The sequence below is a fragment of the Kitasatospora purpeofusca genome (genome assembly GCF_036010405.1).
Lineage (GTDB): Bacteria > Actinomycetota > Actinomycetes > Streptomycetales > Streptomycetaceae > Kitasatospora > Kitasatospora purpeofusca.
On record NZ_CP108561.1, the window covers coordinates 6,536,274 to 6,560,907 of the forward strand.

Here is a 24,634-nt window from a genome sequence, read left to right on the forward strand (position 1 = left end):
CTGTACCGCTTCACCAGAACCGAAGGAGTGCTGTAGCCATGACCGCCCCCGCCCCGTTCGTCCCCGCCCCGTTCGTCCTCGATCCGCTGGCCCGTGACAACGCCGCCGAGGGCGCGCTGCTGCGCGCCGCCGGTCCGGTGGTGCCGGTGGAGCTGCCCGGTGGCGTCGCCGCCTGGGCCGTGACCCGGCACGCGGCCGCCCGTGAGCTGCTGACCGATGCCCGGCTGGTGAAGGACGCCCGGCACTGGGCGGCCTTCCAGCGCGGTGAGGTGCCGAAGACCTGGCCGTTGATCGGCCTGGCGGTGCCCGGTCCGAGCATGGTGACCACCGACGGCGCGGAGCACCGGCGGCTGCGGGCGCTGGTGGCGCACGCGTTCACCCCACGCCAGGTGGAGCTGATGCGCCCGCGGGTGGAGGCGATCACCCGGGGCCTGCTGGACGCGCTGGCGGCGGGGGAGGCGGTGGTGGACCTGAAGTCCGCCTTCGCCTTTCCGCTGCCGATGACGGTGATCTGCTCGCTGCTGGGTGTCCCGGAGTCGGAGCACGCGCTGCTGCGCGACCTCTACGAGCGGTTCTTCGGCGCCCGCCCGAACCCGGAGGGCATCCAGGCGACCGTGGCCGGGCTGAACGCCTTCGTCAACGGTGTGGTGGCGCAGCGCCGTTCGGCTCCCGGTGACGACCTGGCGAGCGTGCTGCTGCAGGCCGACGCGGAGGGCGGGGCGCTGACCGACGCGGAGGCGGCGGCGACCCTGCGGGTGATCATCGCGGCGGGTCACGAGACCACGGTGAACCTCATCGGCAACGCGGTGCGGGCGCTGCTGGCCCACCCGGACCAGTTGGCTCTGGTGCGGGCGGGCAAGGTCGGCTGGGACGCGGTGGTGGAGGAGTCGCTCCGCTGGACGCCGCCGACCAGCAACTTCCTGTTCCGGTTCACCACCGAGGACGTGGCGGTGGGCGACACGGTGATTCCGGCCGGGGAGCCGGTGCTGGTCTCGTACAACGCGATCGGTCGGGACCCGGTGCAGCACGGGGTGACGGCCGAGGTGTTCGACGTGACCCGGGATCCGGTCCGGCACCTGTCGTTCGGGCACGGTCCGCATGTCTGCCCGGGCTCGCCGCTGGCCCGGTTGGAGGCGGGGATCGCGTTGCCGGCGTTGTTCGAGCGCTTCCCGGGGCTGTCCTTGGCGGTGCCGGACGAGGAGCTGCGGCCGAGCGGCTCGCTGGTGGTGAACGCGTTGAAGGAGCTGCCGGTCCGGCTGTTCTGACGGCCGGGCGGTCGGGGTGGGCCGGGTGCGGTGCGCGGCCGGCGGTCGGGGTCACAACTGGGGCACGCGGTGACGCAGGGCGTGCCCGCACCTTGGCGGGCACGTCGCGGCTGCGTTACCGTCGTCGGATCGGCCGGCCGCCGCGTCCATGTCGAACGTCGAACTCCGGTACAGCGCAATGCCGTTCTGTCGCACAGCCGAGCGTTCGCGCCCCGGCGAGGAGGACCGCGTTGACTCCCACCCCGACCGTGCCGTCCACGACCGCGCCGCCACTGAACCCTGTCCGCCGCCGTCGCCGCCCGCTCGCGGTGGTGGCCCTGCTGGCCGTCGCGGCCCTGACCGCGGCCTGCTCCAACAGCTCCGGAAGCTCGGGGGACTCGGGCGGCGGTGGCAACCAGACCCTGTCCGGCGACTGCGCCCGCTACCAGCCCTACGCCGGCCACGGGGGCACCACGGTGACGGTGTTCGCCTCGATCCTCAGCCCCGAGTCCGACAACCTGGAGAAGTCCTGGGCCGACTTCAGCCGGTGCACCGGCATCCGGATCAGTTACGAGGGCAGCAACGACTTCGAGTCCCAGCTGCCGGTGCGGGTGAGCGGCGGCAACGCCCCGGACTTCGCGATCGTCCCGCAGCCCGGTCTGCTCGCCCAGATGGTCAAGAGCGGCAAGGTGGTCAAGCCGCCGCAGCAGACCGTGGCGAACCAGGACAAGTGGAGCCCGGTCTGGAAGACCTACGGCTCGGTCAACGGCACCTTCTACGCGGCGCCGATGAGCGCCAACATGAAGTCCCTGGTCTGGTACTCGCCCAGGACCTTCAAGCAGGCCGGCTACGAGGTCCCGAAGACCTGGGCCGACCTGATGGCGCTCAGTGACCGGATCGCCAAGGCCGGCGGCGGCGCCAAGCCGTGGTGCGGCGGCATCTCCTCCGGCACGGCCACCGGCTGGCCGGCCACCGACTGGCTGGAGGAGGTGGTCCTCGGCACGTACGGCGGCGAGGTCTACGACCAGTGGGTGAACCACCAGGTGAAGTTCTCCGATCCGAAGATCGCCGCGGCGATGAGGACTGTCGCCGACTGGATGCAGAACCCGGCCTGGGTCAACGGCGGCTACGGCGACGTGAAGTCGATCGCCACCACGACCTTCCAGGACGCGGGCGCGCCGATCCTCACCGGCAAGTGCCTGATGCTCCAGCAGGCTTCGTTCTACAAGGCGCAGTGGCCCAAGGACACGAAGATCGGGCCGGACGGCGACATCTTCGCCTTCCACCTGCCCGCGGTGGACCCCTCGGTGCCCAACCCGGTCGAGGGCGGCGGGGAGTTCCTCACCGCGTTCGCGAGCCGGCCCGAGGTGCAGGCGGTGCAGAACTACCTGTCCAGCGCCGACTGGGCGAGCAGCCGGGTGCGGACCGCGACCGGCTGGGTTTCGGCCAATCAGGGTGTGGACAAGAGCCTCTACACCGATCCGATCGACCGGATCTCCGCCGACGCCCTGACCGACCCGGCGGCGACCTTCCGGTTCGACGGTTCGGACCTCATGCCGGCCGCGGTCGGCGCCGGGCAGGAGTGGAAGTCGCTCACCGCCTGGTTCGCCGAGGGGCAGTCGATCCAGAAGACCGCCGCGGACATCGACGCCGCCTGGCCGCAGTAGCGGCGCGCGTCGCAGGACCACCTGCCGAAGGGCGGTGCGGGGCCACCCACCCGCACCGCCCGCCCCCTCCACTTCCTGCTTCCTCGGCTCCCTGTTTCTTCCGGCCCCGCGCGTTCGCGGTCGTGATCGGCCGCGTCCGCTCGTTCGGTTCCGCCCGGTTCCTGTACCGCCGGTTCCCGGTACCCCCGCTTCCCGGTACCCCGTTCCGCCTCCCGTTGGGAAAGGACGTGACGCCATGTCCCTCGCCGCCGGTGCCTGGGGCGACGCGATGGTCAAGTTCGGCAACGGCCTCGGTGCGATCGCCGGCTTCGTCGGCATCCTGTTGCTGGTCTTCCTGGTCGCCGGCCGCGCCTCGGGCCGGATCGCCCGCCCGCTGGCCGTGCTGGTGCTGCTCGGACCGGCGCTGGTCCTGCTGCTGCTCGGCCTGGTCGCGCCACTGGTCCGTACCGTCTATCTGAGCCTCTACAGCGACGACAGCGGCCGCTTCGTCGGCGGCGAGAACTTCGGCTGGGCCCTTACCACCGGCTCGGTGCGCGAGGTGCTGGTCAACACCCTGCTGTGGCTGGTGATCGCGCCGCTGGCGGCGACCGGGCTGGGGCTGGTGCTGGCCCTGCTGGTGGACCGGATGCGCGGCCAGGCGGTCTACAAGTCGCTGATCTTCATGCCGATGGCGATCTCGCTGGTCGGCGCCTCGATCATCTTCAAGTTCGTCTACGAGTCGCGCGACCCCTCGCAGCGGCAGATCGGCCTGCTCAGCCAGCTGGCGATCTGGCTGGGCTGGCACGACCCGCCGAACTGGATGCTCGCCCAGCCGCTCAACACCTTCCTGCTGATGGCCGTCATGGTGTGGGTGCAGACCGGCTTCGCCATGGTCGTGCTGTCGGCGGCGATCAAGGCGATCCCGGACGAGGTCACCGAGGCGGCCCGGCTGGACGGCGCCCAGGGGCTGCGGCTGTTCCGGCACATCACCGTACCGATGATCCGCACCACGGTGGTGGTGGTGCTGACCACGGTGATGATCACCACGCTGAAGGCCTTCGACATCGTCCGCACCATGACCGGCGGCAACTTCGGCACCCAGGTGCTGGCCAACGAGATGTACTCGCAGTCCTTCGTCCAGTTCAACACCGGACGGGGCAGCGCGCTGGCCGTGATCCTCTTCCTCGCGGTGCTGCCACTGGTGGCCTACAACATCCTCCAGCTGCGCAAGGAGCGTGCGGTCCGATGAGCGTACGGCGGGACGGCGGCGCCGTCCGGAAGACCTTCTCCTCACCGCTGGCCTCGGTCTTCGTGATCGCGGTGACGGTGCTGTGGACCGTCCCCACCCTCGGGCTGCTGGTCACCTCGCTGCGCCCCAAACGGGACGTCACCGCGGACGGCTGGTGGAACGCCCTGCTCCATCCGGACCTCGGGCTGGACAACTACCACACGGTGCTGTTCGAGGGCGGCTCCGGCGTCTCCACCGGCCTGATGCCCTTCCTGGTGAACTCGCTGGCGATCAGCGTCCCGGCCACGCTCTTCCCGCTGGCGCTGGCGGCGATGGCGGCCTACGCGCTGGCCTGGGTGCGGTTCCGGGGCAGCGACACCCTGTTCTTCGTGGTCTTCGCGCTGCAGGTGGTGCCGCTGCAGATGGCGCTGATCCCGTTGCTCCAACTGTTCTCGGGCGGTGCGCACCTGGGCTCGCTGACGCTGTTGCCGGCGCTGGACCTCAAGGGCACCTACGCGCCGGTGTGGCTGGCGCACACCATGTTCGCGCTGCCGCTGGCGATCTTCCTGCTGCACAACTTCATCGCCCAGCTGCCCCGCGACCTGATGGAGGCGGCGGTGGTGGACGGCGCCTCGCACTTCAGGATCTTCGGTTCGATCGTGCTGCCGCTCTGCACGCCCGCGCTGGCCTCGTTCGCGATCTTCCAGTTCCTCTGGGTCTGGAACGACCTGCTGGTGGCGCTCACCTTCGCCGGCGGCACCCCGGAAGTGGCGCCGATGACGGTCCGGCTGGCGCAGCTGTCCGGCTCCTTCGGCGGGCGGTGGGAGCTGCTGACGGCGGGGGCGTTCCTGTCCATCGTGATTCCGCTGGCGGTGTTCTTCGCGCTCCAGCGCTACTTCGTGCGCGGGCTGCTGGCCGGTTCGGTCAAGGGCTGACGCCGGTTCTGTCCGCTCCGGCCGGTCCACTCGCTCCACCCGCTACGCCCGTTGTCCCCGGGGGACGTCGGGGGACGTCGGGGTTCAGGTCATTCCATGGCGAATGTGGCGATTTCGTGGACACGGTAGGTGGGTTACCGGTACACCGTTAGGGGCTGGTCGGCCGAGACGACACAGGGGGGCGGTCATGGCAGACAGGGGCACACGCCTGGGCGGGCGTACCGACAGACGCGGTGGCGGGCGGGGCGGTGGCGGGCGCGCCGGGGGGCGGTGGTGGCGGCGGGCCGGAGTCCTGCTGGCGGCCCTGACCACGGCCGCAGCCGCGGTGTCCGGGCCGGGAGCGCCCCCGGCGGCGGCCGTCACCGCGACGCTCGGCAGTACGGCGGTCGGCACCGCCACCGATTCGGCCGACTCCAACTACCTCAACGCCTCGCGGTACGTGACCGGTTCGGCGGGCGGCACGGTCAGCAGCGTCTCGGTCTACGTGGACGGCGTGGACGCCGCGCCCAACAACCGCTTCCAGACCGCGATCTACCAGGACAACGGCGGCAGCCCGGGCGCCCTGCTGGCGAGCAGCGCCACCGCCACCCTCGCCGGGTCGGGCTGGAACACCGTCCCGCTGACGGCCACCCTGACCGCCAACACGCCGTACTGGCTGGCCTACAACACCAACGGCTCCGGCCCGACGGTCAACAACCTGCGCTACAGCCCGGGCGGCACCAGCGTCTACGGCAACGGCGGGCTGGCGTTCGGCAACTGGCCGGCCACCGCGGGCGCGGTCACCAGCAGCGGGCTGAGCTTCTCGATCTACGCCACGTACACCACCGAGGCGGCCCCGCCGCCCCCGCCGCCCGGCACGGGCCCGGGCACCGAGGGCCCGGTCCTGCTGGTCACCAGCCAGGCCAATCCGTACACCCGGTACCTGGCCGAGATCCTCAAGGCGGAGGGCCTGAACGCCTACCGCCAGGTGGACATCTCGGCCGTGACCGCCTCGGTGCTCGCCTCCGCCGAGGTGGTGCTGCTCGGCGAGACGCCGCTCACCGCCGCCCAGGCGGCGCTGTTCACCACCTGGACCAACGGCGGCGGCGCACTGGTCGCGATGCGCCCGGACCGTCAGCTCGCGCCGCTGTTCGGGCTCACCCCGGCCCCCGGTACCCGCGCCGACGCCTACCTCAAGGTGAACACGGCCGCCGCGCCCGGCGCCGGGATCACCGCCGACACCATGGGCTACCACGGCCCCGCCGACCTCTACACGCTGAACGGCGCCACCGCCGTCGCCACGCTGTACAGCGACGCCGCGACCGCGACCGCCAACCCGGCGGTCAGCCTGCGCACGGCCGGCAGCGGCCGCGCCGCCGCGTTCAGCTACGACCTCGCGAAGTCGGTGGTGCAGACCCGGCAGGGCAACGTCGCCTGGGCGGGCCAGCAGCGCGACGGGGTCGACGGCTACGAGGCCAGCGAGATGTTCTTCGGCACCGGCGGCCAGCCCGACTGGAACGACCTGGACAAGGCGCTGATCCCGATCGCCGACGAGCAGCAGCGGCTGCTCGCCAACCTGCTCACCCAGCTCGCCTCCGACGACGCGCCGCTGCCCCGGTTCTGGTACTTCCCGCGCGACGTCAAGGCCGTCGTGGTGATGACCGGCGACGACCACGGCGTGGGCGGCACGGCCGGCCGCTGGGACGGCTACATCGCGCAGAGCCCGCCCGGGTGCTCGGTCGCGAACTGGGAGTGCCTCCGGGGCTCCTCCTACATCTACACCGACGACCCGCTCACCCCGGCCCAGGCGAAGGCGTACAGCGACCAGGGCTTCGAGGTCGGCGTGCACGTCAGCACCAACTGCCGCCCCTGGGGCAGCACCTCCGTCCTCCAGGGCTACTACCGGGACCAGTTGGCGGCCTGGCGGGCCAAGTACCCGAACCTGCCGAACCCGTCGAGCAGCCGCACCCACTGCGTGGAGTGGGACGACTGGGCCACCCAGGCGAGGACCAAGCTCGCCAACGGGATCCGGCTGGACACCGACTACTACTTCTACCCGTCGAACTTCACCCAGGACCGGCCCGGCTACTTCAACGGCACGGCCCAGATCATGCGCTTCGCCGACGCCGACGGCAGCGTGATCGACGAGTACCAGGCCACCACCCAGCTCACCGACGAGTCCGGCCAGTCCTACCCGGGCACCGTCAACACCCTGCTCGACGCGGCGTACGGCGCCAAGGGCTACTACGCGGCGCTGACCGCCAACATCCACACCGACTTCGCCGCCTCCGCCGCCTCGGACGCGGTGGTCGCCGCCGCCAAGGCGCACGGCGCCCCGGTGGTGTCCGGCCGGCAGATGCTCACCTGGCTGGACGGGCGCAACGCCTCGGCCTTCACCGGGCTGGCCTGGAACGGGAGCGCGCTGACATTCGGCATCACCGGCGGGGCCAACGGACTGCGCGCCATGCTGCCGGTCGACGCGGCCGCCGGCACGCTGACCGGGATCACCTCGGGCGGCCGCCCGGTGCCGTACCGGGTCGAGACGGTCAAGGGCGTCGCCTACGCGTTCTTCGACGGCGCGGTCGGCTCCTACAGCGCGAGCTACGGGCAGGACACCACCGCGCCCGCGGTGATCGGCACCACCCCGGCCGGCGGCGCCGACGCGGTCGCCCCGGGCACGGCGGTGCGGTTCTCCTTCAACGAGCCGCTGGACCCGGCGAGCGTCACCGGCGGGGCCGTCACCCTGCGGGCCACGGCCGGCGGCGCGGCGGTCGCGGGGTCGGTGGCCCACGACGCGGCGGCGAACGGCGTGGTGTTCACGCCGTCCGCCCCGCTGGCGCTGACGACCGGGTACACCGCGACCGTGCAGGGCGTCCGGGACCGCTCGGGGAACGCCCTGGCCGCCCCGTACACCTTCTCCTTCACCACCGGGGGAGCGGAGCCGCGGACGATCGGGAACACGGCGGTGGGCTCGCTGATCGACGACACCGACTCCAACCACCTGAACGGCAGCCGGGTGACCACCGGCGCCGACCCGGCGGCGCTCACCGCGCTGAGCGTGCACGTCGGACCGATCGCCGCGGCACCCAACAACCGGTACCAGTTGGCCGTCTACACCGACGCGGGGGGCTCGCCGGGCACGCTGGTGGCCGCCACGGGCTCGGGCACGCTGACCGCCAACGCGTGGAACTCGCTGCCGGTGAACCTCACCCTGAGCGCCAACACCTCGTACTGGTTCGTCTACAACACCAACGGCACCAGCACCACGGTGAACAACATGAACTACTCGACCGGTACGGCCGGGCAGGGGGCGTACAGCAATACGGTGGTGCCGTTCGGGACGTGGCCGGCGGACTTCGGGCCGGCGGTGAAGGACTCCTTCCGGTACTCGCTCTACGGGACGTACTGACGCGGGTCCGCGTCCTCCCCGGCATCGGGCCGGGCTCTGTCACAGGGGTGTGACAGAGCCCGGCCCGATGTTTTTGAACCTGTTCAGAATGGTCTACAGTCGGCTTCGGCCGTGGTGCCCGGTGTCCTCACCGGTGTGGTTCCGCGTGCTCGTCGGCGGACCGCCCGGAGGGTGGATTCCGCGTTCCCACCCGACCATTGAGGGGGATCCCATGTCCGGATTCAGCGTGCCCGCCGCGGACGGAGTGCCGCCCCGGCCCGGTGCCGGTGGTGCCGGTACCGGTGCCGGTGCGGACGCGGGTGCCGGTGTTCCGGCGGCCGGCCCCACCGGTGCCTTCGGTCCTGCCGGTGGTTACGGCCCCGGTGGTCACGGCCCCGGTGGTCACGGCCCCGGTGGTTACGGCCCCGGTGCCGGTCCGTACCGGGCGCCCGGCACTCCCGCGCCGCAGCCGTTCCAGTGGCTGCGGCCCAGCGACCCGGAGCGGAAGGCCCCGGCCACCGGCCGGACGGTGCTGGCAGCGGTGCTCGCCGGTCTGCTCAGCTCCTGGCTGCTGATCGACGGACTCGGCGTTGACCTGCTGCTCGGCGCCGCGGTCGTCACCGTGGGCGCCGGGGCCGCCGCCCGGGCCGCCGGTCGCCGACCGAGGGCCTGGACCGTGCTGTGGAGCGCGCTCGCGCTCGCGCTGCTCGCCGTCCCGGCGCTGTACGAGGCGGGCTGGCCGGTGCTGCTGAGCACGGTCTCGGCGCTGGGTCTGGCCTCGCTGGCGCTGCACGGCGGACGGCGCTGGAGCGGCGTCCTGCTCGCGCTGCCGGGTCTGCTCTGGCAGCTCGTGCCAGGACTGGTGTGGGGCGGCCGGACCCTGCGCGGCCGTCGCGCGGGCAACCGGGGCCAGGTGGTGCCGGTGCTCAAGGGCGTCCTGGTAGCAGTGGTGCTGCTGACCGTCTTCGGCGCCCTGTTCGCCGGGGCGGACGCGGCCATGGCGAACGTCCTGGAGGGCCTCGTCCCCAGCGTGGACCTCGGCGAACTCCCGGCCCGCGCGGCGCTGTTCGTGCTCGGCCTGGCGACGGCCCTGGGCTTCGCCCACATCGCGGCGGGCCCGCGGCGCTGGGACCGCACGGTGGTCCGGCCGGGCCGTGCCCGCGGCCGGCTGGAGTGGGCCCTGCCGCTGGCCGCGCTGAACCTCATGTTCGGCGCCTTCGTGGTGCTCCAGGCGGTGGTGGTGCTCGGCGGCGCCGAGGCCGTCCTGGAGCGCACCGGGATGAGCCGCTCCGAGTACGCCCGGCAGGGCTTCTGGCAGCTGCTGGTGGTCACCGTGCTGACCCTGGTGGTCGTCGCGCTCGCCAAGCGCTGGGCGCCGCGCGGGACGGAGGCCGACCGACGGATGGTGCGGCTGCTGCTCGGCGCGCTCTGCCTGCTGACCCTGGTGGTCGTCGCCGCGGCGCTCGGGCGGATGTGGTTCTACGTGGACGCCTCCGGCCTGACCAGCCTCCGGCTCTGGGTGCTGACGGTCGAGATCTGGCTGGGGGTGGTGTTCGTGCTGCTGATCGTGGCGGGCCTGACCCCGTCGGCCGGCTGGCTGCCGCGCGCGGCGGTGCTCAGCGCGGTGGCGGCCGCCGCCGTCTACGGGCTGATGGGGCCGGACGCGATGGTCGCGGAGCAGAATGTGGCCCGCTTCGAGCGGACCGGGCAGATCGACCTGCGCAACGTCCGCTCGCTCTCGGTGGACGCCGTACCGGCCCTGGACCGGCTGCCCGGCGACTACCGGACCTGTGCCCTGAACCAGGTGGCGTTCGACCTCCGGGCGGACAGCCCCGCACCCTGGTACGCCACCAGCCTGGCCGAGTCGCGGGCCCGCGCGATCCTCGCCGAGCGGCCGTCGCCCGACCGCCTGACGGACGGGAAGAACGCCTGCGACCGGGTGGGCATGAGCCGCCACTACGCCTTCGAGGGCTGAGCGTCGGCGCCGGCCCCGGTGGCCCCGGTGGCTGCGGGCCTTCGGGGAACGCGCGAAGGGCCGGTCGGGAGCGTGCTGCTCCCGGCCGGCCCCGTGTCGTGCTGTGTTGCGTGGTGTCGCGTTGTGTTCGGTCGCGTCGTGTCCGGTGCGGCCCACCGGAGTGGGCGGCCGGGACGGGTGACCGGGTCAGTGCACGGCGACGCCGGCGGTGTCCGACGGCAGGTCGGAAGCCTTCGCCTTGATGGCGACGACGGCGATCACGAAGGCCAGGCCCGCCATCACGGCGCCCACGATGAAGCCGTGCGAGATGCCCTGCGCGAGCACCTCGTTGGCCGCGCCGGTGCCCTTCGGGAACTCCTGCTTCTCCATCAGCCAGGCCTTCTGCTCCGGGGTGGCCGTGGCCATGAAGCCGGGCATCTGGACCTTGGCCTCGGCGGTGGCGTAGTGCGCGAACACCGTGGTCAGGATCGACAGGCCGAGCGAGCCGCCGATCTGCTGCATCGAGTTCAGCAGGCCGGAGGCGGCGCCGGTCTCCTGGCCGGAGACGCCCGCGACGGCGAGCAGCATGACCGGGACGAAGACCAGACCCATGCCGAAGCCGAAGACCACGGTGGGGCCGAGGATGCCGTCCACGTAGCCGCTGTCCGCGTTCATGAACGTCAGCCAGGTGAGCCCGACCGTGACGAGCAGTGCGCCGCCCGCCATGAACGGCTTCGGGCCGTACTTGGTCTGCAGGCTGGAGGCCAGCTGGGCGGCCACGATGATCGAGGCGCTGATCGGCATGAAGGCGAAGCCGGCCTTGAGCGGGCTGTAGTCCAGCGGGCCCTGCACGAAGAGCGTGATGTAGAAGAAGATGCCGAACATGGCCGCGGCCAGGCAGAGCATCATCACCAGCCCGCCGGTGCGGTTCCGGTTCGCGAACAGCTTCAGCGGGGTGATCGGCTGCGCGGTGCGGGTCTCGATGATCACGAACGCGGCCACCAGCACGACGCCGCCCGCGAAGGAGCCGAGCGTCACCGGGTCCGTCCAGCCGTCGGACGCGGCACGGATGAAGCCGTACACCAGGCCGACCAGGCCGAGCGTCGAGGTGAGTGCGCCCGGCAGGTCGAACTTGCCCGGGTGGCGCTCCGACTCGGCGATGTAGCGCGGCGCGGCGAAGGCGATCAGGACGGCGATCGGCACGTTGACGAAGAAGACCCAGCGCCAGTCGAGGTACTCGGTGAGCAGGCCGCCGGCCAGCAGGCCGATCGCCGCGCCCGAACCGGCCACCGCGGAGAACACGCCGAAGGCCCGGTTGCGTTCGGGCCCCTCGTCGAAGTTGGTGGCGATCAGGGCGAAGGCCGTCGGCGAGCAGATCGCGCCGCCGATGCCCTGGAGTGCGCGGGCGGCCAGCAGCATGCCGCCGTCCTGCGCGAAGCCGCCGAGCAGCGAGGCCAGCCCGAACAGCAGTGTGCCGGCGATGAAGACCCGTCGCCGGCCGAGGATGTCGCCCGCGCGTCCGCCGAGCAGCAGCAGGCCGCCGAAGGTGAGCGTGTAGGCGTTGATCACCCATGAGAGGTTGGTGGTGGAGAAGTCCAGCGCGTCCCGGATCTGCGGCAGCGCGATGTTCACGATGGTGGCGTCGAGCACCACCATCAGCTGCGTGGCCGCGATGACGGCGAGGGTGATGCCCTTGTTCGGGCCGTGCCCGCTCCGCGTCGGAGAGTTCTTGCTGAGTGTGTTGGAGATAGCCAAGTTGATGCCCCCTGCTGGCTATTGCTTCGTATGCTGCGGACCCTGGGGTCCGGCCCGGCCCGACGGCGTCCCGCGGACTATGAAGGAACGGTATCGTTCACTACTGTGGACGATAGCGTCGGCGAGATTATGAACGCAAGCGTTCCTTAGGATTGGTGATGATGGATCAGTTGGCGCGGCGCCAGGCGAAGGAGCGCTCGGCCGACCGGCAGGCTCCCGGGGCCGAGGCGGATCGGGCGCCCGAGCCCGCGCGGGGCCCCTGCCCGGTCCAGGCCGTGGCCGAGGTGCTGACCAGGCCGGTGCGGCGGCGCGGGCGGGAGCTGGAGGCGGCGATCTTCGAAGCGACGCTCGATCAGCTCACCTCCGGCGGCTTCGCGCGGCTGACGATGGAAGGGGTAGCCGGTGCCGCGCGCACCGGAAAGGCCGCGCTGTACCGGCGGTGGGCGTCCAAGGTGGAACTGGTCATCGACGCCCTGGACTCCACTCTCCCACGCCCCACCGACACTCCGGACTTCGGGTCCGCCCGTGAGGAACTGCGGCACCTGGTGGGGAGTTTCGCCTCGGTGGCGCGCTCCCGCGCGGGCGGCGCCCTGACTGCGGTGATGGCCGAGTTGGACCACGAACAGGCCCAGCTGTTCAAGGACTTCATCGCCCAGCGGATGATCGAGCCCACCAAGGGCGTGATCCTGGACATCCTCCGCCGGGGTGCCGAGCGCGGTGACGTCCGACCGGACGCGGCCACCCCGTTGGTTGCCGACGTCGTCCCGGCGATGCTGCTGTACCGGGTGAAGGTCTGCGGCCGGCAGGTCGGGCCCGAGTTCGTCGACCAGTTGGTGGACGAGGTCCTCGTCCCGCTGATCCGGATGTGAGGGGGAGGCCGGTCCGGGTCTCGCGGTCCGGTCTCCTGTTCGGCCCCCCGGTGGGGTGCTTGTCCGGCGTCCCGTCCGGCGTCCCGTCCGGCGTCCCGTCCGGCCTCCTGCCCGGTCGTGGCCCGGGTCGGGCCCGGGTCGAGGCCGGACCGGCGCCGGGCCGGGGGTGCGGGCGGGTGGCTTAGGCTGGAGTCCGACCAGCTGAACGGACCCCCTCATGCCCATCGTCCCGCCGACGCACTCCGTCGAGCGCTCGCTCCGGCGGGCCGGCGCCAAGATCGTGGTCGGCCTCGACGAGGTCGGGCGTGGTGCCTGGGCCGGTCCGGTCACCGTGGGTGCGGCCGTCACCGGCCTGCGCCGGCCCCCCGAGGGGCTGACCGACTCCAAGCTGCTCACCCAGCTCCGCCGTGAGGCACTCGCGCCCGTCCTCGCCGACTGGGTCACCGCCTACGCGCTCGGTCACGCCTCGGCCTCGGAGTGCGACGAGCTCGGGATGACGGCCGCGCTGCGGCTGGCCGCCGTCCGCGCGCTGGAGGCGTTGTCGGTGGAGCCGGACGCGGTGATCCTGGACGGCAAGCACGACTACCTCGGCGGCCCCTGGCGGGTGCGCACGGTGATCAAGGGCGACCAGTCGTGCATCTGCGTGGCCGCCGCCTCCGTGCTCGCCAAGGTCCACCGTGACGGCATGATGGCCGAACTCGGCGAGGAGCACCCCGATTACGCCTTCGCCGACAACGCCGGCTATCCCTCCCCGGTCCACCGGGCCGCGCTGGAGGAGCTCGGGCCGACCGAGCACCACCGCCTCTCCTGGTCCTATCTGGACGCGCTGCCCAAGTGGCGCCACCTGAAGCGGATCCGGGTGGTGCCCGGCCCCGCCGGGACGGTCTCCGCGGAGTCCGCCGGGGAGCAGCTCGCGCTCGGTTTCTGACACTACGTCGGGATATTTCGACCGCGGACCGTAGGGCTCGTAGTGCCCAATGGGTGGGGCGCCCGTGCGCGTTCGACCAGCATTTGATAGATATCCGGGTATGCCTGTCTTCCCCGAGGAGCCGGAGATCAACGAGAGCCTCCCGGGCCCCGGCGTTCCCAGTCCCCGCGAGTCGGACGCACAAGCCCTCCACGCGCCAGCCACCGGCGGCGCGACCCCCGTCGTACCGTCGGCCGCCGGCCCCGTGCCGGTCCAGGTGCCGGGGCCGCGCCCCGCACCGCCGCAGGCGGCGCGGCCGCGTTCGACGAGTGCGCGTGCGGACCGCCCGGGGCCATCGCCGCGGCCGAGCCCGATCCCCAAGCCCGGTCCTCGACCCGCGCCGCAAGCGGTGTCGGTCGAGGTGCGGCACGTCCCCGCCGGTCGGGCAGCGGCGTTGGACCGCGCCGACGAGACCGTCGACCGACTGCTCGACGCCGGCCGCGAGCCCGGCGCCGTCCTGGTGCTGACCGTCGGTGCGGCGCACCCGTGGCAGCAGCACGAACTCTCCTTCGGCGAGGAGCGCTACTGGGCGCAACTCGCCGAGGGCGGCGACGTCTTCTACGCCGACGCGGAGCTCGCCCGCCCGGTCCGCCGACCGGTGGTCGTGCTGGTCGTCAACGGTGGTTCGGCCGCCCGTGCCGCGGCGGCGTACGCCAAGGCGCTGCGGCACGCGGAGGAGCTGCTGGTGGTCTGCGGTGGCACCGACCCGGCGGTCGCCGGTACGCCGCTCGCCGCCGCCGGTGCACCCGCTCCGCGCGTTCTGCCCGCCTGAGACCCGCGCCCGCGCCCGGAGCCGGGACCCGCGGGGGCCCTGCGGCCCTCGCGGCTCCGGTCTTCGGGCCGGTCGACGGCCTGCTCGACTGCCTTCTCCAGTCCTGTTCGGTTTCCTCCTCCCCGTCCGGTTCCGTTCCGGCCCGGTGCCCCTGTGGGGTACCGGGCTTCGGCATGTCCGGGCCGGGGGCGGCGCAGAGGCTGCGGATGGGCTGCGGATGGGCGGGAGCGGGGCAGGGATGCGGGGCGCTCGGCCGACGGGGCGGCGGCGCACGCCGGTCCCGGGGCGCGCCGGACCCGACGCATCTCGGACCGGCGTCCGCCGTCACGGACCGCGGACGGGAGGCCGTCCGGTCAGCGGGTGCCGGTGCGCCGGGCCGGTTCGATGGCCGTGACCCGGGCGGGCGTCCACGGCCGGTCGCCCTGGCGGGACCGCTGGGGCCGTTCGCCGCGCTGCGGCCGCTCGGGCGCCGGCCGCAGGGGCCGCTGGCCGTGCGAACCCTCCAGCGCCGTGCGCGGCGGCAGCTCGGTCACGGTGTGGACCGGACCTTCCGCCCACGAACCCGCGTGCGGATTGCCGCCGCCCCGTCCGTCCCCGAGGATCTGCCAGCCGGCCGGGGTCAGTGCCACGTACGCTCCGCAGCGCAGCCCGTGCAGGGTGGCGGCGTCCCGCAGGGCCCACATCCACGCACCGTCCTGCTCGGTCCAGCCGGCAGCGCCCTCGCGGCAGCGCAGCAGCACGGCCGTCCGCGCCGGGCTGGACAGGCGCAGGTCGTGCGGGGTGACCTGGCGCAGGTGGGCGAGGATCGCGTTGCGGTGCTGCCAGCCGTCGGCATCGTGCGGCCAGGGGGCGAAGGAGGCCGAGGCGGTCACCCGGTGCTCGGGGTCCAGGACGGCGACCACGACGGTGCCCGGCTGCGGGAGGTGCCGCTGGTGCAGCTCCAGGACGAAGTCGCGGGGGTCGCGGAGCAGCGGGATCCCCGATTCCGCCCAGGCCTCCAGGTCGAGCATCCGTCTGGGCGACGAGCTCCGGGCGAGGGGATACTGACCTCGGTCGATGCCGCTGATCACGATCCTCCTTCCCGACCCACGGGTGCGCGGGCGCATGCGTACGCCGAAGGCACGGTCCATGGGACCGGGCTCCGGGTACGGTCCAATTCTCAGGGTAGGAGGGGTGGAGCGGCAATGATGAAATGATGAACGCCGCCCGAAAGCCAACGTTCTGCCGGATATATTCCACGGTCGCGCGAAACCGGTCAGCACGCCTCCGGACCGTGATCCGGCCGCGTCGCAGTGCACCGCGAAGCATCTCCGACACTTCCGTTCCTCCTTTCCCGTGCTGGTCCCCCGTTGATCCGTCCGGCGGATCCCGCCGGTCCCGGCGCCGCCACCGGTCCGTCCTCGTGCGGTTTCCGCCCTCCCGCCGTTCCTCCTCCCCGGCCGTTCCGGTGCCCCGCCGTCCCCGTGTCCTTCCTGCGTCGGACCCGCGTCGCAGCGGGGACGACGCCCTCCGTCAGCCCTGGACCGCCAGGACGAGCGGCAGGACCGCGCTCGCCCCGGCCCGGCGCAGCAGCCGGGCGGCCACGGTGACCGTCCACCCCGAGTCGACCAGGTCGTCCACCAGCAGCACGGGCCCGCCGGCGGCCGCCAGCGCCGCGGCCAGCTCCGGCGGCAGGGTGAGCGCGCCCGCCACCGAGTTCAGCCGCTGGGCGCTGTTGCTGCGCGAGCCGTGCGGCGGCTGCCCGGTTGCGTACTCGATCCGCCCGAGCAGCGGCATCCGCCCGATCTCGGCGATCCTGGCGCCGAGGCTGCCGACCAGCTGGGGCCTGGACGAGGAGGCCATGGTGACCACGCCGACCGGCCGGTCCAGCCGGGCGCCGTCGGCCGCCGCCGGGCCGGCCCAGCCGCCCGGCCCGCGCGCCCAGTCGGTCAGCACGGTGACCAGCGCGTCCACCGCCTCGCCGGGGACCGGCCCGTCCGGGGCCTGGTCGGCGAGCAGGGAGCGCAGCCGGTTGCCCCAGCCGATGTCCGAGAGGCGGCCGAGCGCGCGGCCCGTCTCGGCCTGCTCCCCGGCCGGGATGCGGCCCTTGAGCGGGACGCCCAGGGCGTCCATGCCGGTGGGCCAGAGCCGCCGCGGCTCGAAGCCCACGCCGGGGCGGCCGAGCGCGGCCCGGGCCGCCTCCAGTGCCTGGGCCGAGACCTCGGGCCCGTGCAGCGGCCCGGCGCAGTTGTCGCACCGCCCGCAGGGCACGGCCTCCTCGTCGTCCAGCTGGCGGCGCAGGAACTCCATCCGGCAGCCGCTGCCGGTCGCGTACTCGCGCATCGCCCGCTGCTCGGCCTCCCGGGAGGCGGCGACCTTGGCGTAGCGGGCGCTGTCGTACTCCCAGCTCCGGCCGGTGGCCGTCCAGCCGCCCTTGACCCGGTGGACGGCGCCGTCCACGTCGAGCACCTTGAGCATGGTCTCCAGCCGGGTGCGGCGGAGGTCCACCCGGGGCTCCAGCGCGGCGGTGGAGAGCGGCCGGCCGGCCTCGGCCAGCGCGTCGATGGTGCGGCGGACCTGCTCCTCGGGCGGGAAGGCGAGCGAGGCGAAGTAGCGCCAGATCGCCTCGTCCTCGCGACCGGGCAGCAGCAGCACCTCCGCCCGGTCGACCCCGCGCCCGGCCCGGCCGACCTGCTGGTAGTAGGCGATCGGGGAGCTGGGCGAGCCGAGGTGGACCACGAAGCCGAGGTCGGGCTTGTCGAAGCCCATGCCGAGGGCGGAGGTGGCGACCAGGGCCTTGACCCGGTTGGCCAGCAGGTCGGCCTCGGCGGTGCGGCGCTCGGCGTCCTCGGTGCGGCCGGAGTAGGAGGCCACCGTGAAGCCGCGCTCGCGCAGGAAGGCCGTCACCTCGTCGGCGGCGGCGACCGTGAGGGTGTAGACGATGCCGGAGCCGGGCAGCCGGTCGAGGTGGTCGGCGAGCCAGGCCAGCCGGTGCGCGGGGTCGGGCAGGGTGAGCACGCCGAGGCTGAGGCTCTCGCGGTCGAGCGGGCCGCGCAGCACCAGGGCGTGCTCGTCGCCGGTGCCCGTGCCGAGCTGCTCGGCGACGTCGGCGGTGACCCGGGCGTTGGCCGTGGCGGTGGTGGCCAGCACCGGGACCCCGGGGGTGAGCTCGGCGAGCATGGTGCGCAGCCGCCGGTAGTCGGGGCGGAAGTCGTGGCCCCAGTCGGAGATGCAGTGGGCCTCGTCGACCACCAGCAGGCCGGTGGAGGCGGCGAGCTTGGGCAGCACGTGGTCGCGGAAGTCGGGGTTGTTCAGCCGCTCGGGGCTGACCAGCAGGACGTCGACGGCCCCGGCGGCGACCTCGGCCTGGACGGCGTCCCACTCGTCGGTGTTGGCGGAGTTGATGGTGCGGGCGTGGATACCGGCCCTGGCGGCCGAGTCCACCTGGTTGCGCATCAGGGCGAGCAGCGGCGAGACGATCACCGTCGGCCCGGCGCCCCGGGCGCGCAGCAGGGAGGTGGCGATGAAGTAGACGGCGGACTTGCCCCAGCCGGTGCGCTGCACCACCAGGGCCCGGCGGTGGTCGACGACCAGGGCCTCGATGGCCGTCCACTGGTCCTCGCGCAGGGTCGCGCCGGGGCCGGCCAGCTCGCGCAGGACGGCCTCGGCCCGGACCCGGACCTCGGCCCGGTCGGCGGTGGTGGCGGTGGTGTGGGTCTTCGGCTGCTCCATGGCGTCCATGAAACCCCGAGGGACCGACAGCGGGCGAACGGCGGTGGGTGCGGGGCGGGCGAAGTCCGGAGGTATTTCATCCGTTCTTCTGCTGAACGGCCGTCATTTTTCCCTCGGGAGAGTGGGGCGACCGTACGCCGAACGAGGGAGGAGTTATTCACAGGCCGGGTTTATCCACAGATTCCGAAGAATTTTCCGAGGGTCCCGGGAAATTGGGACAGCCTTCGGGCCATGAGCAACGAACACATCGCGCTTCCCTTCGGCGACGGTCCCGGCGGCCGTTCGCTCACCATGCGGGGCCCGGCCGACATGGCCGAGGCGCTGCCCTATCTCCTCGGCTTCTTCCCGGACGACAGCATCGTCGCCGTCGGGCTGCAGCCGCCCGGCCTGCACCAGGGCGGGGTGATCCGGCTGGACATCCCGGAGTCCGCGGCCGAGTGGCCGGCCGCCGCGGAGGAGACGGCCGCCCTCATGGTCCGGCTCTCCGAGCGGCAGGAGCAGCGGCCGGTCCAGGTGCTCCTCTACCTCTGCCAGGATCCGGCCGTGCGGGGGCCGGGGCGGGAGCACGGCCCGCCGGTGGCGGAGCGGTTGCGGCCGCTCGCCGAGAGCCTGCGGCAGTCCTTCGAGAGCCGGGGCGTGCGGGTCAAGGAGTCGCTCTGCGTCTCGGCGGGTCGCTGGTGGTCCTACCTCTGCGCCCGGGAGGGCTGCTGCGGTCCCGGGGGCTACCCGATCCGGCGTCGGCCCGGGCCGGTCGCGGTCGCGGCGACCGTCGCGGGCCTGGCGCCGCGCGGCAGCCGCAAGGAGATCCTGGCCGGGCTGGCCCCGATCGGCCCGCCCGGGGCGGAGTCCGTGCGGGCGGCCCTCGCCCGGGCCGGGGCCGGACCGGGAGCCGCCCCGGGCGGGCGGCGGGCGCTCGACCGGCGGGAGGGCGCCCGGCTGGTCGACACGGCCGTCGCGGAGTTCATGACCGGGGCCGTCTCGCTCGACGACGACCGGGCGGCCCGGTTGCTGCTGGCGCTCCAGGACCGGGTCCTGCGGGACCGCGCCGCCGAGTACGCCCGCCCGGCCGAGCTCGCGCCCACCCGGCGGCTCTGGACGTTCCTGGCCACCCGCTGCGTCGCGCCCCACGAGCGGTTCGCCGCTCCGCCGCTCACCCTGCTGGCCTGGGTGTCCTGGGTCGCGGGGGACGCCGCGACCGCGCGGGTGGTGCTCGGCCACACGCTCCGCCGTGCCCCCGGCTACCTGCTCGCGCAGCTTCTCTACGAGTCGATGAACGGCGGGTTCGCGCCGGAGGTGCTGCTGGTGAGCATCGAGGAGGAGCGGCAGCGCCGCACCGAGCGGGAGCGGGCGGAGGGCGAGGCAGCGGTCGCGGAGCCGGAGGCGGCTCCGGAGCCCCCCGGCCCGGACCTCGGTGGTGCGCCCGGTCCCGGCGGCGCGGGGGCGGGAGCTCCGGCGCGGGGGAAGGCCCGGCGGGGCCGACGGCGGCGCGGTCGCCCGGTGACGGGCTCGCCGCCCGTCGACACCCTGCCGGGGCCCGGCTCCCGCACCGCCGACACCGCCGACAGCACCGGTACGGCGGAGCCCCCCGGCCGGCCGACCGGGCCGGACGGGCCGGACGGTGTCGGGCGGAGCCCCGGGAGCGGGAGCACCCCCGCCCCGCCGGAGCGACGGGGCGGGCTCGGCCGGGCGCGGGTCCCCGGCCCGGCGCCCAGGGCGGCGGCCGTCCTGCCCGGGGTCCGCCGGCGCCGGGGCGCGTGCGGGGCGGAGCGGGGGCAGCGCCGTGCGCGGTGACCTCCGGGGCGGCCCGGCCGGGCCCGTCGAGGGCCTCCTGCGGCGCCGCACCACCGGCCGGCCGCCGGGCCGCCTTCCCGGACGTCCGGCCGACCGCCGCCCCGACGGCCGACCGGGGAACTGCCGGGCGGCCCGGGGCGCGGGCGCGCTACACCTCGCCGCGCGCCATCGCGATCAGCCGGTCCAGTACCTTGCCGCCGCTGACCCGGAGGCCGTCGTGCTCCCACTCGTTGGTGATCCAGGTCCGCACCCCGCGCACGGCCCGCGCGGTCTCCAGCGAGTCGGCGGTGTCGACGTACATGTCGTCGTGGTACACCGCCGCGAAGACCGGCACCTCGTTGGCGGCGAGCACGGCCGGGTCGTACAGGTCCGGCCAGTCGGTGCGGGCGGCGAGCAGCTCCGCGGTGTCCTTCAGCGGGCGCAGCGCGGGATCGGTGTCGAACAGCCAGGGGTAGATCATCTCCCCGGTGAACAGCACCGGGGCGCCCGACTCCAGCGCGGCGCGGGCGTCGAACTCCGGGAACTCCGCGCGCACCCGCTCGGCCGCCCAGGCGGTCCCGGCCCGGTCCACCGAGCGCTGGCCGTAGATCGACTCGTGCAGGACGGCGTAGAGCGGGCCCTGGGCGAAGGAGAGCTGCGCCTGGGCGCCGGCGAGGAAGGTGTCGGAGAGTTCGGGGCCCTCCACGCCCTCCACCCAGGCCTCCTCCAGCAGGTAGTGGAGGGTCCCGGAGCCGCTGCCGGTGCCGAGCAGCATCCCGAGGGCCTGGAACGCCTCGACGGTGAGCAGCCCGCCGTCGGGCAGGGTGGCCGGGGTCCCGGCGAGGTGCCCGGCGATCCGCCGCACCGCGTCGACGTCCTGGGGGAACCGCGCGTAGTGGTCCTCGTTCTTGCCGACGACCCGCGGGTACGCGGCCCGGTAGACGTCGGCGGCGGAGCTGTGCAGACCGGCCAGGCCGCCGGTGACGAAGGCCCGGTCCAGTCCCTCGGGGGCGATCGAGAGGTAGGTGAGGGTGCAGAAGCCGCCGAAGCTCTGACCGAGCACGCTCCAGCGGCGGTCCCCGCCGAGCAGCCGGCGGCGGACCAGTTCGGCGTCCCGCACGATCGAGTCGGCCCGGAAGTGCGCCAGGTACTCCGCCTGCTCCTCGGCCCCGCCCCGCCGGGCCAGCGTCTGCCGGGTGGCGGGCGTGGAGCGTCCGGTGCCGCGCTGGTCGAGCAGGAGCACCCGGTGGTCGTCGAGCGCGCGCTCCAGCCAGCCGTCCCGGCCGAGCGGCCGGCCGGCCTTGCCCCCCGGTCCGCCCTGGAGGAACAGCAGCCAGGGCAGGTCGGTGTCCCCGGTCCGGCCCGAGGCCACCACCTCACGGGCGTACACCTCGATCTGCTCGCCCTGTGGGGCGGCGTGGTCGAGCGGCACCTGGAAGACGTGCTCGGTGAAGGCAATCCCGGGCAGCCGGCTGGCGGTCGACATACAACTCCTCGGTCTCTGCTGGTCACAGCGGTCGCGTCGGCTCCGCCCGGGGTTGCCGGTGGCGGGCCCGCGACCCCCGCACCGTATCCTGGCCGCGGCCCGGGGCCGCCTCCGGCGGCAGCCGCCCGCGACCGCCCACCCGGCGGACGGTGCGGCCGGGCCGGGACCAAGGATCGGCAGCCCCGGCGGGCAGCACGCGGTCGCGGTGCACCGGGCGGGCCCCGGACGCACGGCGGGCGTGACCTGTGGCCGGTCTCCGGCGTTGTCCCCGGGGGCCCTGCGCCCGGGCGCCACCGCCGCGGGCGGGGCGGACCGGGGCCCGACCCGGCACCGGTGACGGTGCCGTCGGACGGGGCGCCCGACGCGGCGCCGGAACGGGCCGCCGTCCGGTGGCCGCCAGGACGGGGCCGGGGCCGGCGGCGGGGTGCGGTCGGGCCGTCGGGCCCGACCGGGCAACGGGGAGGCGGGGACCTCCGGGCGCGAGAACGCCCGGCGGCCAACGACGCGGGGCGGGTACCGACCGGGTACCCGGCACCGCATGGCACGGCCCGGCACCGGGTACGGCCAGACACGGCACAGACCGGCGGGGGATTCCGCCGGTCCGGAACCAGTACGCGATCGAGCATGCTCGCGGCCCATCGGCCTGACCGGCCACCGGACCGCCGAGGGGAGGAGAGTCCGGTGACCGCGATGAGGCCGCCACAGGCCGCACCGGCCGAGAGTGTGGTCGGCGCGCCGAGACCGGCGGGCCGGCCGGACCAGGCCCACCCGGCCGGCGCCGGTGGTCCGGCCAGGTCCGCACCGCCGCGCCCGCAGCCGGCCGCGGTCCACCAGGCGGTGCTGTGTGTGAAGGCGCCGGCGATGGCGGCCTCGGATCCGGACGGCCAGTTGCGCGGGCACGGCCTGCACGGGTTCTACCGCTCCGGCGTCCGGGTGGTGGCCCGGATGGAGGTACGGCTCGGCGGGATCGAACCGCTCCCGCTCCAGGGCACCCTGACCACGGCGGCCCAGGCCCGGTTCCTGGGGGCCGTCCGCCTCCCCGGCGACCTCGACCCGGACCCGGCGCTCACCGTCGAGCGGCTGCGGCACGCCGACGGCGTGGAGACCGTCACGGTCCGCAACGCCGGCGGCCGCCCGGCCCGGCTGCCGCTGGAGATCGCGCTCTCCACCGACCTCGGCCCGGTCGCCGAGATCGCCGCCGGCCACCGCTCGCCGGACCTGCCCGGCCAGGTCCAGTCCGCGGGGCTGCGCTGGGCGGGGCCCACCCACAGCGCCACGGTCAGCGCCCAGCCCTCGCCGCACGCCGTGCTGGCCGGTGCCGGTGTGCTGCGCTGGGACCTCGACGTCCAGCCGGGCGCGCGCTGGTCGGTCGAGCTCCGGGCCGAGCTGGAGAGCACGGTGCCCGCCCCGCGCCCGCCCGGCGGGCGCGGCCCCGGCGTCCCGCTGCCCTGGGCCGAGCCCGAGGTGCGCTGCGACGACCCCCGGGTGGCCCTGGTGGTGTCGCGCTCCCTGGACTCCCTGGGCGGTCTGCTGTTCGCCGACCCGGACCGGCCGACCGACCTCTACCTGGCCTCCGGCGCTCCCTGGCGGTTCGGCCTCGCCCCGGCCGACGCGCTCTGGGCGGCCCGGTTGACCCTGCCGCTCGGCACCCGGCTGGCCGCCGGGACCCTGCGCGCCCTGGCCCGCCGTCAGCAGCAGTCCGCCGCCGGGGCGGGCGCTCCCGGCCAGGGCGGCCGCCGCCTCGAGGGGCTGCTGCCCGGCGCCCTGCGGCACGGCGGACCCGAGCTGCCGCCGACCTGCACCGCCACCGAGGCCACCCTGCTGTTCGTCACCGTGCTGGCCGAGGCCTGGCGGTGGGGCCTGCCCCGGGCGGAGGTCGCCGAACTCCTCCCGGCCGCCGAGCGCGCGCTCGGCGCGCTGCGCGAGGGCCTGGTGGACGGTTTCGTCACCGACCTGAGCCGCCCGGTCGAGGAGCGCGCCGCCCACCCGGTGCCGGCCAGGGCCGAGGTCCAGGCCCAGGCGCACCGGGCGGCCCTGCACGGGGCCGACCTGCTGGCGGCCTTCGGCCGGCCCGGCGCCGAGGAGTGGCGGGACTGGGCGGCCGCTCTGCGCGGCCGGTTCCGCGAGCGGTTCTGGCTGGACGACCTGTCCGGCGGGCGTCCGGCCGCCGGGCTCGCGCCGGGCGGGCAGCCGCTGCCCGCCGTGGCCGCCTCCCTGGTCCACCTGCTCGATCCCGGCCTCGCCGCCGACGGCGGCCGCCACGAGTCCCTGCTGGACCGCGAGCAGACCAGGCTGCTAGCCCAGCGGCTGGCGGCGCCCGAGCTGGACAGCGGCTGGGGGCTGCGCACGCTCAGTGCCAAGTCCCCCCGGTTCAACCCGCTCGGCCACCGCAGCGGGGCGGTGCGCGTCCACGAGACCGCGCTCGCGGTCGCCGGGCTCGCCGAGGCCGGCCACGAGAACGAGGCGGGGGCCCTGCTGGAGGGGCTGCTCGCGGCGGCGGCCCACTTCGAGGGGCGGCTGCCCGAGATGTACGCGGGGGAGCAGTGGACGCCCGGCTCCCCGCCGGTCCCGCACCCGGGTGCCTGTCGGCCGGCCGCGGTCTCGTCCGCCGGGGCAGCGCACGCGGTGTTCGCGCTCGCCGGGGTCCGGCCGGACGTGCCCGGCGGGCGGGTGCTGGTCCGTCCGGCCAGCACCGCGCCGCTCGGGGAGCTGGAGCTGACCGGACTGCGGGTCGCCGGTGAGCCCTTCTCGGTGCGGGTCAGCCGGATCGGCGTGGCGATGGTCGAGGAGGCGTCCGCGGACCTCCAGCTGGTGGCCCGCTGACGTCGCCACCGCCTCCGCCGCCCGCCCGCCGCAGTCCGGCCCGCACCGCACCGGGCCGGGCCGGGCACGGCGGACGGCAAGGAGCACAGGCAGCGCAGGGAGCGCCG

15 protein-coding genes are annotated in these 24,634 nt (G+C 74.5%); 11 read left to right on the forward strand and 4 right to left on the reverse strand.

Features of this window, described 5'->3' with window-relative positions:
- The first annotated feature begins 38 nt into the window (after nucleotides 1-38).
- From OG715_RS28605 to OG715_RS28630, 6 genes are all read left to right on the forward strand, one after another.
- Nucleotides 39-1,265: a cytochrome P450 family protein gene (locus OG715_RS28605; RefSeq protein ID WP_266274389.1), complete on the forward strand. Its 1,227-nt coding sequence runs from the start codon at nucleotides 39-41 to the stop codon at nucleotides 1,263-1,265.
- 230 nt (nucleotides 1,266-1,495) lie between these two features.
- Nucleotides 1,496-2,911, forward strand: a complete 1,416-nt coding sequence (locus tag OG715_RS28610) for an ABC transporter substrate-binding protein (protein WP_266274388.1) — start codon at nucleotides 1,496-1,498, stop codon at nucleotides 2,909-2,911.
- Nucleotides 2,912-3,146: 235 nt separating this feature from the next.
- Nucleotides 3,147-4,139, forward strand: a complete 993-nt coding sequence (locus OG715_RS28615) for a carbohydrate ABC transporter permease (RefSeq protein ID WP_266274387.1) — start codon at nucleotides 3,147-3,149, stop codon at nucleotides 4,137-4,139.
- Nucleotides 4,136-5,053 carry a carbohydrate ABC transporter permease gene (locus OG715_RS28620; RefSeq protein WP_266274386.1) on the forward strand — a complete coding sequence of 306 codons (918 nt, stop codon included), beginning with the start codon at nucleotides 4,136-4,138 and terminating at the stop codon, nucleotides 5,051-5,053. Before OG715_RS28615 ends, OG715_RS28620 begins: the two co-directional genes overlap by 4 nt.
- 187 nt (nucleotides 5,054-5,240) lie before the next feature.
- Entirely contained in the window at nucleotides 5,241-8,441 is a 3,201-nt protein-coding gene (locus tag OG715_RS28625) for an Ig-like domain-containing protein (protein WP_266274385.1), read from the forward strand.
- A 211-nt stretch (nucleotides 8,442-8,652) separates the two neighbouring features.
- Nucleotides 8,653-10,395, forward strand: a complete 1,743-nt coding sequence (locus tag OG715_RS28630) for a DUF4153 domain-containing protein (RefSeq protein ID WP_266274384.1) — start codon at nucleotides 8,653-8,655, stop codon at nucleotides 10,393-10,395.
- Between the two features lie 186 nt (nucleotides 10,396-10,581).
- Here the strand turns inward: OG715_RS28630 and OG715_RS28635 are convergent, their stop codons facing one another.
- On the reverse strand, nucleotides 10,582-12,123 hold the full coding sequence (locus OG715_RS28635; RefSeq protein WP_266274718.1) for an MFS transporter: 1,542 nt from the start codon (nucleotides 12,121-12,123) through the stop codon (nucleotides 10,582-10,584).
- Between the two features lie 164 nt (nucleotides 12,124-12,287).
- On the opposite strand from OG715_RS28635, the gene OG715_RS28640 reads away from it, so the two are divergent.
- The 3 genes from OG715_RS28640 (at nucleotide 12,288) to OG715_RS28650 (ending at nucleotide 14,737) form a co-directional block, all read left to right on the forward strand.
- A complete protein-coding gene (locus tag OG715_RS28640; RefSeq protein WP_266274383.1) occupies nucleotides 12,288-12,998 on the forward strand; it encodes a TetR/AcrR family transcriptional regulator in 711 nt (236 codons plus the stop codon).
- Nucleotides 12,999-13,215: 217 nt separating this feature from the next.
- The gene (locus OG715_RS28645; RefSeq protein WP_266274382.1) at nucleotides 13,216-13,926 is read left to right on the forward strand and encodes a ribonuclease HII; all 711 of its coding nucleotides are present in this window, start codon (nucleotides 13,216-13,218) and stop codon (nucleotides 13,924-13,926) included.
- Between the two features lie 433 nt (nucleotides 13,927-14,359).
- Nucleotides 14,360-14,737, forward strand: coding sequence for a hypothetical protein (locus OG715_RS28650; protein WP_266274381.1), 378 nt, complete (start codon nucleotides 14,360-14,362; stop codon nucleotides 14,735-14,737).
- 353 nt (nucleotides 14,738-15,090) lie between these two features.
- Here OG715_RS28650 and OG715_RS28655 read toward each other — a convergent pair whose 3' ends face one another.
- Together OG715_RS28655 and OG715_RS28660 are read right to left on the reverse strand one after the other, a co-directional pair.
- Nucleotides 15,091-15,747, reverse strand: coding sequence for a hypothetical protein (locus tag OG715_RS28655; protein WP_266274716.1), 657 nt, complete (start codon nucleotides 15,745-15,747; stop codon nucleotides 15,091-15,093).
- A 502-nt stretch (nucleotides 15,748-16,249) separates the two neighbouring features.
- Nucleotides 16,250-18,448 carry a RecQ family ATP-dependent DNA helicase gene (locus OG715_RS28660; RefSeq protein WP_266274380.1) on the reverse strand — a complete coding sequence of 733 codons (2,199 nt, stop codon included), beginning with the start codon at nucleotides 18,446-18,448 and terminating at the stop codon, nucleotides 16,250-16,252.
- 231 nt (nucleotides 18,449-18,679) lie between these two features.
- Between OG715_RS28660 and OG715_RS28665 the strand changes: the two genes are divergently transcribed.
- Entirely contained in the window at nucleotides 18,680-20,239 is a 1,560-nt protein-coding gene (locus tag OG715_RS28665) for a DUF4192 domain-containing protein (RefSeq protein ID WP_266274379.1), read from the forward strand.
- A 148-nt stretch (nucleotides 20,240-20,387) separates the two neighbouring features.
- Here the strand turns inward: OG715_RS28665 and OG715_RS28670 are convergent, their stop codons facing one another.
- Nucleotides 20,388-21,704, reverse strand: a complete 1,317-nt coding sequence (locus OG715_RS28670; RefSeq protein ID WP_266274378.1) for an alpha/beta fold hydrolase — start codon at nucleotides 21,702-21,704, stop codon at nucleotides 20,388-20,390.
- Between the two features lie 690 nt (nucleotides 21,705-22,394).
- On the opposite strand from OG715_RS28670, the gene OG715_RS28675 reads away from it, so the two are divergent.
- A complete protein-coding gene (locus OG715_RS28675; RefSeq protein WP_266274714.1) occupies nucleotides 22,395-24,527 on the forward strand; it encodes a glycogen debranching N-terminal domain-containing protein in 2,133 nt (710 codons plus the stop codon).
- The last annotated feature ends 107 nt before the right edge of the window (nucleotides 24,528-24,634 follow it).

Coding starts and splice junctions, on each gene's coding strand:
- OG715_RS28660 (WP_266274380.1), bottom strand. CDS start 18,448: ATGGAGCAGCCGAAGACCCACACCACCGCCACCACCGCCGACCGGGCC.
- OG715_RS28665 (WP_266274379.1), top strand. CDS start 18,680: ATGAGCAACGAACACATCGCGCTTCCCTTCGGCGACGGTCCCGGCGGC.
- OG715_RS28630 (WP_266274384.1), top strand. CDS start 8,653: ATGTCCGGATTCAGCGTGCCCGCCGCGGACGGAGTGCCGCCCCGGCCC.
- OG715_RS28675 (WP_266274714.1), top strand. CDS start 22,395: ATGAGGCCGCCACAGGCCGCACCGGCCGAGAGTGTGGTCGGCGCGCCG.
- OG715_RS28605 (WP_266274389.1), top strand. CDS start 39: ATGACCGCCCCCGCCCCGTTCGTCCCCGCCCCGTTCGTCCTCGATCCG.
- OG715_RS28625 (WP_266274385.1), top strand. CDS start 5,241: ATGGCAGACAGGGGCACACGCCTGGGCGGGCGTACCGACAGACGCGGT.
- OG715_RS28615 (WP_266274387.1), top strand. CDS start 3,147: ATGTCCCTCGCCGCCGGTGCCTGGGGCGACGCGATGGTCAAGTTCGGC.
- OG715_RS28645 (WP_266274382.1), top strand. CDS start 13,216: ATGCCCATCGTCCCGCCGACGCACTCCGTCGAGCGCTCGCTCCGGCGG.
- OG715_RS28620 (WP_266274386.1), top strand. CDS start 4,136: ATGAGCGTACGGCGGGACGGCGGCGCCGTCCGGAAGACCTTCTCCTCA.
- OG715_RS28655 (WP_266274716.1), bottom strand. CDS start 15,747: ATGCTCGACCTGGAGGCCTGGGCGGAATCGGGGATCCCGCTGCTCCGC.
- OG715_RS28640 (WP_266274383.1), top strand. CDS start 12,288: ATGATGGATCAGTTGGCGCGGCGCCAGGCGAAGGAGCGCTCGGCCGAC.
- OG715_RS28670 (WP_266274378.1), bottom strand. CDS start 21,704: ATGTCGACCGCCAGCCGGCTGCCCGGGATTGCCTTCACCGAGCACGTC.